Origin of the sequence: Lapillicoccus sp., assembly GCF_046595215.1 — a bacterium.
Taxonomy (GTDB): Bacteria; Actinomycetota; Actinomycetes; order Actinomycetales; family Dermatophilaceae; genus Lapillicoccus.
The window spans coordinates 1-11,640 of record NZ_JBKJPP010000107.1 but is presented as its reverse complement, the minus strand read 5'-3'; the positions used below and the strand labels follow the sequence as shown (position 1 = coordinate 11,640).

Genomic DNA, 11,640 nt, shown 5'->3' with positions numbered 1-11,640 from the left:
GCGATGCCCGTGGCCACGACCTCGACCCGTAGCGTGCCCTTGCAGCCGCCCTCGATGCCACCGTCGGTCGGCTCGAGGAGCACGGCGAAGTCCGCCTGGACGAGGTCGGGCCGGCCGTCGGCGAGGTGAGCCAGACCGTTGAACTCGCCGTCGATCTCCTCCCCGTCGTAGAAGACGTAGGTGACGTCGCGGTTCGGTGCGGCGAGCTGTGAGGCGAGCCGCAGCTGGACGGCGACACCGCCCTTCATGTCGACGGTCCCCCGCCCCACGAGCTCCTCACCGACCCGGCGGGTCGGCAGGTTCGGCGGGTCGGTCAGCGGCACCGTGTCGATGTGCCCCGCGAGCACCACCCGCTCCCCCCGGCCGAGGGACGTGCGGGCGACGACGGTGTTGCCGTGGCGGCTCACCTCGAGGTGGCCATGAGGTCTCAGTGCCACCTCGATGGCGGCGGCGAGGGCAGCCTCGTCCCTGCTCACGGACGCGATGTCGCAGAGGGCGGCGGTGAGGGTGACCACGTCGGCGGTCAGGTCCAGGGCTGGCGCGTCAGTCATGGACCGAAGGCTAGCGCCAGGGTCGGTTGACCTAGGGTTGGCCACCATGAGCAACGAGCGCAGTGCCTGGGGATTCGGACTGGCAACGGTGACCAGCGACGCCACCCAACGGCCGGGCGTGGTCCTGGACACCTGGTATCCCTCCCCTGCTCTCGGGGTGCCGTCTGATGCTGATGTGGCACCCGTCGGCCTCGAGTCCCAGGCCGGCGAGCACCCTGAGCGGGGGGTCCGCACCCAGGTCGTCCGCACCGTCATCGACCTCGATGTCGCGCCGTCCGGTGCCGCCGACGCCTACCTGCGCCTGCACCTGCTGTCCCACCGCCTCGTGAAGCCCAACACCCTCAACCTCAATGGGCTCTTCGGCACGCTCGCCAACGTCGTCTGGACCAACCGTGGACCCTGTCCCGTGGAGGGTTTCGAGCAGCTGCGGATGGGGATGCGCGCGGACGGCCCGGTGCAGGTCTTCTCGGTCGACAAGTTCCCGCGGATGACCGACTACGTCGTGCCGAGCGGCGTCCGGATCGCCGATGCCGACCGGGTCCGCCTCGGGGCGCACCTCGCCGAGGGCACCACGGTGATGCACGAGGGGTTCTGCAACTTCAACGCCGGCACGCTCGGCACGTCGATGGTCGAGGGCCGCATCGTCCAGGGTGTCGTCGTCGGCGACGGATCCGACATCGGTGGGGGTGCCTCCATCATGGGGACGCTGTCGGGGGGCGGGACGGAACGGGTCTCGGTCGGAGAGCGCTGTCTCCTCGGCGCCCAGTCCGGACTGGGGATCGCGCTCGGGGACGACTGCGTCGTCGAGGCGGGTCTCTACGTCACCGCCGGCACCAAGGTCACACTCCCCGACGGCTCGGTCGTCAAGGCCCGGGACCTGTCCGGTCGCGACAACGTTCTCTTCATGCGCAACTCCGTCACCGGGGCGGTGGAGGCCCGCGACCGCGCAGGCACCGGCATCACCCTGAACGACGCCCTGCATGCCAACGACTGACGGGCGCCGCGTCCGGGGCGAGGACCGGCGCACCCCACGGCGTCGTTGGGTCCCCGGGCTCGTCATCCTGGGGGTCGTCGTGGTCCTGGTCGCGACCGCTCTGGCCGGCTACCGCAAGGTCACCGAGGTTGCCTTCTCACCCACCTGCCAGGCGACCGCAGCCGGGAGCCCGGTGTCGTTCAGCCCCGAGCAGACAGCCAACGCCGCCCTCATCTCCGCGATCTCGGTGCGTCGTCAACTGCCTGCGCGCGCCGCGACGATCGCGGTGGCGACGGCCATCCAGGAGTCCAAGCTGCGCAACCTCAGGTACGGGGACCGCGACTCCCTGGGCCTCTTCCAGCAACGCCCGAGCCAGGGCTGGGGCACCGAGAGCCAGATCCTCGACCCGGCCTACGCGACGGGCAGGTTCTATGACGCGCTGGTCAAGGTCAAGGACTACGGGAGCCGCGAGATCACCCAGGTGGCTCAGGAAGTCCAGCGCAGCGGCTTCCCGGAGGCGTACGCCGACCATGAGCAGGAGGGACGGATCCTTGCCTCGACGCTGACCGGCCGCTCCGCTGCCGGCCTAGGGTGCCGGCTCAAGCCGGTCGAGCAGGCGGGTGACGGCGCTGTCGTCGTCGCCGACCTCCAGGCGCAGCTCGGGGTGACTGCCAGCCAGCAGGGCACGCAGGTCACGCTGACCGGGTCGAACGCCGAGCAGGCCTGGGCCGCCGGTCAGTGGGCCGTGGCACGGGCGGAGGCCTATGGGATCGACCGCGTCCAGGTCGGCGGCCAGGCGTGGCAGCGCTCCCAGGACCAGGACGCGCTGACGTGGGTGGGGGCGCCCGCGGGCGAAACCCCCACCAGCGTGACGATCCAGATGGGCACCCCCAGGGCCTGACCCTGGCCTGTTGCTGCGACCCGCGGCCCGGGACCTCCTACCTTGCACGCACTATGCGCTGCATCCCTTGGTGGGCAAGGCGTCGTGAAGGACCCACGGGGCGCTGCCTACCTTGGTGGGCAGGGCATAGTGACGGAACACGTGCCTGCCTGCGCTGCCTCCCGGGGGGGTCAAAGCACAGTGACGCGAGACGGACCTGCGCTGCCTCCCCTGGTGGGCACGGCATACACGGGAAGACCAGGTGAGCAGCTCAGCGGCCGCGGAAGTCGACGTAGTCGCGCTCGGTCTCACCGATGTAGACCTGGCGCGGGCGACCAATCTTGGTCTCCGGGTCCTCCATCATCTCGCGCCACTGCGCGATCCAGCCGGGCACCCGGCCCAGGGCGAAGAGGACGGTGAACATCTTCGTCGGGAAGCCCATGGCCTTGTAGATCAGGCCGGTGTAGAAGTCGACGTTGGGGTAGAGCTGGCGCTCGATGAAGTAGTCGTCGTGCAGGGCGATCTCCTCGACCCGCTTGGCGATGTCGAGCAGCTCGTCGTCGCCGCCGAGCTTGCCGATGATCTCGTCGGCCGTCTTCTTGATGATCGCCGCACGCGGGTCGTAGTTCTTGTAGACCCGGTGGCCGAAGCCCATCAGCCGCACGCCGTCGTCCTTGTCCTTCACCTTCTTCATGAAGGTGTCGACGTCGTAGTCGGCGTTCTGGATCTTGCCGAGCATCTCCAGGACGGCCTGGTTGGCGCCGCCGTGCAGGGGCCCGAAGAGGGCGTTGATGCCGGCCGAGATCGAGGCGAACATGTTGGCCTGCGAGGAGCCGACGAGTCGCACCGTCGACGTCGAGCAGTTCTGCTCGTGATCGGCGTGGAGGATGAGCAGGAGGTCGAGCGCCTTGACCATCGCTGGGTCGAGCTCGTAGGGCTCGGCCGGGAACCCGAACGTCATCCGCAGGAAGTTCTCCGTGAGCGACAACGAGTTGTCGGGGTAGAGGAACGGTTGGCCGACGCTCTTCTTGTGGGCGTAGGCCGCGATCGTCGGCAGCTTGGCCAGCAGCCGGACCGTCGAGATCTCGACCTGCTCCTTGTCGAACGGGGCGAGGCTGTCCTGGTAGAAGGTCGACAGCGCGGACACGGCGGACGACAGCACCGGCATCGGGTGCGCGTCACGCGGGAAACCCTGGAAGAAGCCTTTGAGGTCCTCGTGGAGCATCGTGTGGCGCCGGATCCGGTCCTCGAAGTCCGCGAGCTCGGCCTGGGTCGGCAGTGAGCCGTAGATGAGGAGGTAGGAGACCTCGACGAACGAGGACTTCTCGGCGAGCTGCTCGATCGGGTACCCGCGGTAGCGCAGGATGCCGGCGTCTCCGTCGATGAAGGTGATCGCGCTCTTGCAGGCGGCCGTGTTGACGAAGCCGGCGTCATAGGTGACGGTGCCCGTCTCCTTGAGCAGGGCGGACACGCCGAGCGCGTCGCTCCCCTCGGTCGCGGAGACCACTGGCAGCGTCAGGCTGCGTTCCGCGAGGGTGAGGGTGGCCTCGGATGCTGGGGTGGTGCTCATGGGCGACTTCCTCCTTGGGCCCCGGTCCGGGGACGGGGTGACTCACTGCGAGACGCTACCCCAGCGGGGGGTGGCGCGGGGGACGGGGTCCGATGCCTCACAAACGGCTCGCGGCCGCCGCGATCCGCTCGTCGGTGGCGGTCAGGGCCACCCGGACGTGCCGCGCCCCCGCCGTGCCGTAGAAGCTGCCCGGACCGACGAGGATCCCCCGGCTCGCGAGCGCCGCGACGCTGGCCGCGCTGTCCTCGTCCCGGGTGACCCAGAGGTAGAGACCGGCCCCCGAGTGCTCGATCCGGAACCCCGCGCGCTCCAGCGCGGGTGCGAGAAGAGCCCGCCGCGTGGCATACCTCGCCTTCTGCTCGACGACGTGGTGCTGGTCGCCGAGCGCCGCGATGATGGCCTGCTGCACCGGCCAGGGCACGATCATGCCGGCGTGCTTGCGCACCTCGACGAGTCCCCTGACGAGCGCGACGTCCCCCGCGACGAAGGCCGCCCGGTAGCCGGCGACGTTGGACTGTTTCGACAGCGAGTAGACCGCGAGCAGGCCCTGATGGCTGCCGTCACAGACCCGCGGGTCGAGGATGCTCGGGGTCGCCTCGTCGCTGGTCCAGTCGAGCTCGGCGTAGCACTCGTCGGAAGCGACGACCACGTCGTTGGCCCGCGCCCACGACACGACCTTGGCCAGGTGCCCCACGCCGAGGACGGCACCGGTCGGGTTGCTCGGGCTGTTGACCCAGAGCAGCTTCGGGCGGGTGGCGGCGGTCAGCGGCCCGAGGGCAGTCAGGCTGTCGACCACCTGCGGTGTGGCGCGCGCGATCCGCGCGCCGACGTCATAGGTGGGGTAGGCGACCGGCGGGATCCCGACGATGTCGCCGGGGCCCAGACCGAGCAGCGTGGGGAGCCAGGCCACGAGCTCCTTGCTGCCGATCGTCGGCAGGACTCCATCGGGGTCGAGACCGGGCACCGAGCGACGTCGCGCGAACCAGCCGGCGACCGCCTCGCGCAGCACCGCGGTCCCCCACGTCGTGGGATAGCCGGGCGCGTTCGACGCGTCGGCCAACGCCCGGCGGATGACGTCCGGCGTCGGGTCGACGGGGGTGCCGACGGAGAGGTCGACGATCCCGCCGGGGTGCGCGGCCGCGGTCGCGCGGTGGGGGGCGAGGGAGTCCCAGGGAAAGTCGGGGAGGCCGGTCAGCACCTGGAGCTCACGCTCGCCGGGTCACTCCGCGTGCTCCTGAGGGGGCAGCGCGAGGATGATCGGGTGGTCCTTGGCGATGACGCCGAGCTTGGCCGCACCGCCGGGGCTGCCCAGGTCGTCGAAGAACTCGACGTTGGCCTTGTAGTACTCGGCCCACTGCTCCGGGACGTCGTCCTCGTAGTAGATGGCCTCGACGGGGCAGACCGGCTCGCAGGCACCGCAGTCGACGCACTCGTCGGGGTGGATGTAGAGCGAGCGCTCACCCTCGTAGATGCAGTCGACGGGACATTCCTCGATGCACGCCTTGTCCTTGAGATCGACACAAGGCTGGGCGATGACGTAGGTCATGTGAAGCGGTCCTCCTGCGGAACGAGCGGAAGCCTCTAGTATGCCGAGTCCCCGGCGCTGCGGTGCAAAGGGGCTCACCTGTCGACACGACCACCCCTGGACGGCCATGACTGCTCACCATCCCGGCGACATCGGCGCCAGCGACAACGCCCTGCGGGTGGGGGTCCGCGTCACGATCCGCTACCGGCTGCCCGAAGGGGCCGGCGCCACCTTCACCGACGTCATCGGAGTCGTGAGCGTCGTCGACGAGACGAAGGTGACCGTGGAGTCGAGGAAGGGCCCGGTCACCGTCGTCCGCAACGACGTCGTCGCCGTCAGGGCCGTCCCCCCCGCGCCGGTCCGCCGGGGGCGCCCGCACCGAGCCGTCGCCGCCGGCGACCTGCAGCGGCTCATGGCGGACGGCTGGCAGGGTGTCGAGCGCGCGGGCCTCGGGGACTGGCTGCTGCGGGCCTCGAGCGGATTCACCCGGCGGGGCAACTCCGTCCTGCCCGTGGGAGACCCGAGCCTGCCGGTGGGCAGGGCAGTCGACTACTGCGAGCGCTGGTATGCAGGGCGGCAGCTTACGCCGATGTTCCACCTCGACCTGCCCGCGAGCGGCCGACCGGAGGACGACGCCCTCGGTGCCGAGCTCGTCTCGCGGGGCTACGTCGTCGACCAGCCGACGCTGACGATGACCGCTGCGGCCACCGACGTCCCGCGGCTCACGGAGGCGTCCGCGCCGGTGACCATGGACGCCGCCCTGACGCTTGCCTGGCTCGAGGCCTATGCGCGCCAGCGCCGGATCGTGCCCGGGGTGACCGAGCAGGTCCTCACCGGCTCCCCCGGCCAGCTCTTCGCCTCGACGAGCGCCGGCGACGGGTCCATCACCTCGATCGCCCGGATGTCGGTCCACCCCGGCTGGGCGGGCATCCACGCCCTCTGGGTTGACCCGGCGCAGCGGCGGCAGGGCCTGGGGCGCACCCTCGTCGAGGCGATCGCCCTCCTTGCCGGCCAGCACCGGATGGCGTCGCTGTTCTTGCAGGTCGAGGAGGACAACGAGCCGGCCATCGCCCTCTACGGCTCGCTCGGGTTCACGAGCCACCACACCTACGCCTACCTCGTGCCCGGCCCCCGCTGACCCCTTGCGTCCAGCCCCGCTGACCCCTTGCGTCCGGCACCGCTGGTCCCTTGCGTCCGGCACCTCGGTGGCCCTGGCGACCGCGTTGTCGGACGTTGCCTGACGCAGGCGGAGGGGACGCGCGGGAGAGCCGAAAAGGGGGCCACCGGCTGGGCCCTCAGGTCTTGTGGTTCGGGTTCGTGCAGGTGATCTTGTCCTCGGGTGCGTAGTGCGTCGGGTAGTTCTCGGTCTTCATCACGGCGCCGTTCTGGCGCAGGACCCGCGCGACGCTGACATCGAAGCCGGGGGTCATCTCGGGCTGGGGGACGCACGCCTCCGTGTCGTCGACGACCTCCTTCCCCGGTTTGACGTTGCTCCGCTCGCCCTTGACCGCCTCCACGTCGTAGACCTTGGTGCTCCAGATCCGGCCGTGCACCTGGTTGCCGGAGACCGAGGTCTGGACCAGCATCCCGTAGGGCGAGGTGTTCTTCCACTTGTTGTCGAGGTCCGGCCAGTAGACCGTTGCCTCGCGGCCCTCGGGATAGCGGGAGATGTAGAACGTGTGCGGGGTGTGCTCGCTCAGCTCGGCGCCGGCGAACCACGCGAGGTTGTAGATCACCGTCGAGACCTGGGAGATGCCCCCGCCGGTGCCCTTGACGAGACGGCCGTCCTCGATGACGTAGCCCTCTTGGTATCCCTTGGCCGCGGTGCGCTCCCCGAGGATGCCGTTGAGGCTGAACGACGCGCCGGGCGCGATGAAGGTCCCGTTGATGGTGTTCGCCGCGGCGACCAGGTTGGCCGTCCGCGACGGGTTGAAGGGGAACGCGGAGTCGAAGGACGAGATGATGCCCGTGACGCCCAGAGCCTGCGCCTTCTCGGTCGTCAGGGTGGGCCGGGCCACCACGGGCGCGAGGGCGACGGTCCGTTGCGGCGAGGTCAGCGCGGGGACGACGAGGTCGGGGATGCTGGCCGGGTCGACGGCGACCCCATCGACCGACGGGATGATCTTCGGGGCGTCGTTCTCCAGGACGATCCTCGCCTCCTGCGGCTGGATGAGGAACCCCTTGGTGACCTCCGTGACGATCCCGGTCAGCTTGGCCCGGTCGACGGCGACCTGCAGATTGCCACTCGCATCAGGACCCATGGACAGGGCCGGGGCGTACTGCGCCGGGAGCAACACAGCCGTCTTGTCGCCGACGACGACGGAGATCGGGGCCGACATCGCCGGTGCCGCGAAGGAGGTGACTGCGGCATCGGCCTGGGCCTGGGTGACCCTGGGCTGGGTCGTCGTCACCTCGGCGAGGACGGTGGGGGTGCGCGGGTAGCCCGTGGCGATGGCCTCGACCACCCGCTCCACGGTGACGGCATGCCCGACGACCGCCGGGGTCGCACTGACCTTGCCCCCGGGGAAGGAGACCGTGCCGTCCGTCGCTGCAGTGTCGACGGCCTTGGCCTGACTGGTGACCGCGGCCCGCAGCCGGTCCTGGTCGACGGCCGTCAGCACCGGGCGGTTCACGCTGCCCGTCAGATGGTCCCAGATCCGGACGGGGTTGAGGCTGAAGCCCGCCATCCCCTCGAGGGTCCCGTCGACGTCGAGGGACAGCCCGGACGCGCTCGGGTCGATGCTCATGGTCTTGCCGGTGTCCCCGACGGTGACGGTGATCGGCGTGGTCGCCAGCGTGCCGAGCTCGCGCTTGAGCGTGGCCGAGGCCACCTGCGGGGTCATCCCGCCGACATCGACCCTCTCGATCGTGGCCTGGGCCGGCACCTGTCGTCCGACGACGAGCGCCAGGGCGAGGTATGCCGCCCCGAGGACGAGGACCGCGATGAGCATCCGGAGCGCCGTGGTGCGCCCTTCCTTCGTGGCCAATCCCTCGTCCTCACTTCAGCGTCCCGAACCGCCCCCGGTAGTAGAGCAGGGCGTCCCCCGGGTGATCGATGATGTCCACGGAGAGTACTTGCCCCACCACGATGGTGTGGTCCCCCCCGGGGTGGGTGTTGACGGTCTGACACTCAATCGTTGCCAAGGCGTCATCGAGCAGCGCCACGGCGGTCCCGGGACCGCGATGGACCGGGATCCGGTCGAGCTGGCCGTGCAGGGGGCGGCCACGGGTCGCCAGCCAGTCGGCGGTCCCCCGTGACGAGGCACGCAGGATGCTCAGCCCCCACGTCCCGGACGCCGTGATCGCGTCGTGGAAGCGGGCCTCACGCTCGACGCAGACCAGGAGCAGCAACGGGTCCAGGGACACCGAGGTGACGGCGTTCGCGGTCATCGCGTGGTCGACGCCGTCCACGACTGCCGTCATGACCGCCACTCCGGTGGCGAACCGCCCCATCGCCTGGCGGAACGCGTCCGAGGTGGGCTCGGGCGGCGGTGTGGTCACGCGTCAGTTTCTCCCATGAGTCCGAGGGCCCAGCCAGCGGGTCCCCCCGTATGCCGTGTCGCCGCTGCCGCCGCCGAGGCCCCCCTCGCGGGGTCGATCCGGCGGAACCCCTCACGCCCGCCCAGCCTCGCCGCGATGTCGTTGCTGAGGGCGTAGTAGCCGTCGTGGACGCTCAGCTGGGTCCGGTGCGCCTCGAGCGCGTGTGCCTGGGCCGCCACCTGCTCGGGGTCGATCACGACGTGGGTCACCTCGTCGTCGTCGACCACGCAGGCCGGGAAGGGGTCGCCGGGGCCCGGGACGACGAGCGCCCCGCCCGACGGGACGTGGGCGCGCAGCCACTCTCGGTCCTCCTGCGCCCAGCTCCGGGGGGTGACGATCTCGTAGGCCACGGCGGGGCGCGCCTCCTCGGCCAGCCCGGCGAGTGCGGCGAGCGTGACCCGGTGCGTCTGGATGTGGTCGGGGTGGCGGTAGCCGCCGTGCTCGTCGTAGGTGACGACGACATCGGGACGCAGCGACCGGACGTGCCGAGCGACGAGGGCTGACGCCTCGGCCACGTCGGCGCCAGCGAAGGCCCGCGGGTGGTGCGCACCCGGCATACCGGCCATGCCGCTGTCGCGGTAGCGCGAGAGCACTCCCGAGCGGGGGTCCTCGCCGAGCACCGCGTGGGCGACGCCGAGGCGGCGCATCGCCTCGCGCAGCTCCTCCCGCCGCCAGGCCCCCAACGGGTCACCGGGTGCACCCTCGAGGTGGGCGAGGTCGGGCGGGATCACCTCACCCTCCTCCCCGAGCGTGCAGGTGAGGACGTGGACCTCGTCGCCGGCAGCCACGTGGTGGGCCATCGTCGTGCCGCAGGTCAACGTCTCGTCGTCCGGGTGGGCGTGGACGAAGAGCAGCCGCGCCATCAGATGACCTGACGCTCCTCGGGGAAGTGGCAGGCCACCAGGTGGCCGGGGGTGATCTCGACGGGCAGCGGGATCTCCTCCGCGCACCGGTCCTGCGCCTTCGGGCAGCGGGTCCGGAAGACGCAGCCGCTCGGCGGGTTCTGCGGGCTGGGAAGGTCGCCCTTGAGCAGGATCCGATCCTTCTTGGCCTCCCGGTTGGGGTCCGGCGTGGGCACTGCGGAGAGGAGGGCGTGGGTGTAGGGGTGCAGGGGGTGCTCGTAGAGCGTGTCCCGCGGCGCCTCCTCCATGAGCTTGCCGAGATACATGACGACGACCCGGTCGGCGATGTGCCGCACGACGGAGAGGTCGTGGGCGATGAAGACGTAGGCGAGCCCTTGCTCGTCCTGGATGTCCTCGAGCAGGTTGATGACCTGGGCCTGGATGGACACGTCGAGCGCCGACACCGGCTCGTCACAGACGACGAGCTGGGGCTTGAGGGCGATCGCCCTGGCGACCCCGATCCGCTGTCGCTGGCCACCGGAGAACTCGTGCGGATAGCGGTTGTAGTGCTCGGGGTTGAGCCCGACCCGGTCCATGAGGCCCTGCACGGTCATCCGGACGCCGCCCTCGGGCTTGATCCTCTGGATCTCGAAGGGCGCCGCGATGATCGAGCCGATCGTCTGGCGCGGGTTGAGCGAGCCGTAGGGGTCCTGGAAGACCATCTGCATCTCGCGGCGCAGCTTGCGCAGGTCGGTGCCGCCGATCGTGGTGATGTCCTTGCCCTCGAACTCGATGGTCCCGCCGGTGGGCTCGAGGAGGCGCAGCATGGTGCGACCTGCGGTCGACTTGCCGCAGCCGGACTCCCCCACGAGCCCGATCGTCTCGCCGGGGTAGAGGTCGAGGGAGATGCCGTCGACGGCCTTGACCGGGGCGTCGGGGCGCCGGATCAGGGTCTGACGGTACTGGGGGAAGTACTTCTGCAGGTGGGTCAGGCGCAGCAGCGGGGTGCCCTCACGGATTGGCGAGGACCCGAGCAGGCCCTCCTGGGTGCCGTCCTGGCGGCTGGATGCCTCCGCTCCGGGTGCGGTGGAAGTGTCCTGCGGGGTGTCGGTCACGGTGGCCCTGTCGTTCCGGTCGTCGGCGAGGTCGTCGGTCATGGTCTCGGCCGTCCCTAGAGCCGGGGCTTGACGACGGTGTCGAACAGCTCGGCCCGGCGGGCGGTGGGGATGTGGCAGCGCGCCAGGTGGCCGGGCCCGGCCTCCTCGAGACCCGGCACGATCGTCCTGCACCCGTCGTGCGGGACCTCGTCACGGAAGGCGCACCGGGGGTTGAAGGCGCAGCCGGTGGGCACGTTGATCAGCGACGGAGGGTTGCCGGGGACGGGGTCGAGCCGGTTCTTGCGGGCCCGGTCCAGTCGGGGCATCGAGGTGAGCAGACCCCAGGTGTAAGGGTGCTCCGGCTGGTAGAAGACCTCGTTGACCGGGCCCTGTTCGATGGCCTTGCCGGCATACATGACGAGGATGTCGTCCGCCATCTCGGCGACGACCCCGAGGTCGTGGGTGATGATGATGATCGCCGAGCCGAACTCGTGCTGCAGGTCGCGCATGAGGTCGAGGATCTGGGCCTGCACCGTCACGTCGAGGGCCGTCGTCGGCTCGTCGGCGATGAGCAGCGACGGGTCGTTGGCCAGGGCCATGGCAATCATGGCGCGCTGGCGCATCCCGCCCGAGAACTCGTGGGGATACTGGTCGACGCGCTT

The 11,640-nt window shown here is 70.5% G+C and carries 12 protein-coding genes; 3 read left to right on the top strand and 9 right to left on the bottom strand.

Annotated features, from left to right (window positions below; all coding sequences use genetic code 11):
• The coding region (locus ACLL9L_RS08535; RefSeq protein ID WP_411284220.1) for a M20/M25/M40 family metallo-hydrolase at nt 1-551 on the bottom strand (551 nt) is incomplete at its 3' end.
• Nucleotides 552-597: 46 nt separating this feature from the next.
• Here ACLL9L_RS08535 and dapD point away from each other — a divergent pair.
• Together dapD and ACLL9L_RS08525 are read left to right on the top strand one after the other, a co-directional pair.
• Nucleotides 598-1,545, top strand: coding sequence for a 2,3,4,5-tetrahydropyridine-2,6-dicarboxylate N-succinyltransferase (dapD, locus tag ACLL9L_RS08530; RefSeq protein WP_411284219.1), 948 nt, complete (start codon nt 598-600; stop codon nt 1,543-1,545).
• Nucleotides 1,532-2,425, top strand: a complete 894-nt coding sequence (locus ACLL9L_RS08525) for a hypothetical protein (RefSeq protein WP_411284218.1) — start codon at nt 1,532-1,534, stop codon at nt 2,423-2,425. Before dapD ends, ACLL9L_RS08525 begins: the two co-directional genes overlap by 14 nt.
• A gap of 250 nt (nt 2,426-2,675) precedes the next feature.
• On the opposite strand, the gene ACLL9L_RS08520 is transcribed toward ACLL9L_RS08525, so the two are convergent.
• The 3 genes from ACLL9L_RS08520 to fdxA all read right to left on the bottom strand — a co-directional run bounded on the left by ACLL9L_RS08520 (nt 2,676) and on the right by fdxA (nt 5,520).
• Nucleotides 2,676-3,974 (bottom strand): citrate synthase, encoded by a 1,299-nt coding sequence (locus ACLL9L_RS08520; protein ID WP_411284217.1) that lies wholly within the window; start codon nt 3,972-3,974, stop codon nt 2,676-2,678.
• Between the two features lie 97 nt (nt 3,975-4,071).
• Nucleotides 4,072-5,172, bottom strand: a complete 1,101-nt coding sequence (gene dapC, locus ACLL9L_RS08515; protein WP_411284216.1) for a succinyldiaminopimelate transaminase — start codon at nt 5,170-5,172, stop codon at nt 4,072-4,074.
• Between the two features lie 21 nt (nt 5,173-5,193).
• The gene (gene fdxA / locus ACLL9L_RS08510; RefSeq protein ID WP_411284215.1) at nt 5,194-5,520 is read right to left on the bottom strand and encodes a ferredoxin; all 327 of its coding nucleotides are present in this window, start codon (nt 5,518-5,520) and stop codon (nt 5,194-5,196) included.
• Nucleotides 5,521-5,626: 106 nt separating this feature from the next.
• On the opposite strand from fdxA, the gene ACLL9L_RS08505 reads away from it, so the two are divergent.
• The gene (locus tag ACLL9L_RS08505) at nt 5,627-6,637 is read left to right on the top strand and encodes a GNAT family N-acetyltransferase (protein ID WP_411284214.1); all 1,011 of its coding nucleotides are present in this window, start codon (nt 5,627-5,629) and stop codon (nt 6,635-6,637) included.
• Between the two features lie 157 nt (nt 6,638-6,794).
• Here ACLL9L_RS08505 and ACLL9L_RS08500 read toward each other — a convergent pair whose 3' ends face one another.
• From ACLL9L_RS08500 to ACLL9L_RS08480, 5 genes are all read right to left on the bottom strand, one after another.
• Complete coding sequence (locus ACLL9L_RS08500) at nt 6,795-8,486, bottom strand: VanW family protein (protein WP_411284213.1); 1,692 nt, start codon at nt 8,484-8,486, stop codon at nt 6,795-6,797.
• 10 nt (nt 8,487-8,496) lie between these two features.
• The gene (locus ACLL9L_RS08495; RefSeq protein WP_411284212.1) at nt 8,497-9,000 is read right to left on the bottom strand and encodes a flavin reductase family protein; all 504 of its coding nucleotides are present in this window, start codon (nt 8,998-9,000) and stop codon (nt 8,497-8,499) included.
• Nucleotides 8,997-9,902, bottom strand: coding sequence for an N-acetyl-1-D-myo-inositol-2-amino-2-deoxy-alpha-D-glucopyranoside deacetylase (mshB, locus tag ACLL9L_RS08490; protein ID WP_411284211.1), 906 nt, complete (start codon nt 9,900-9,902; stop codon nt 8,997-8,999). Before mshB ends, ACLL9L_RS08495 begins: the two co-directional genes overlap by 4 nt.
• A complete protein-coding gene (locus tag ACLL9L_RS08485; RefSeq protein WP_411284210.1) occupies nt 9,902-11,038 on the bottom strand; it encodes an ABC transporter ATP-binding protein in 1,137 nt (378 codons plus the stop codon). The genes mshB and ACLL9L_RS08485 overlap by 1 nt, the downstream gene beginning before the upstream one ends.
• Before the next feature lie 14 nt (nt 11,039-11,052).
• Nucleotides 11,053-11,640, bottom strand: a 588-nt coding sequence (locus ACLL9L_RS08480) for an ABC transporter ATP-binding protein (protein WP_411284209.1), incomplete at its 5' end; no start/stop codon positions are given.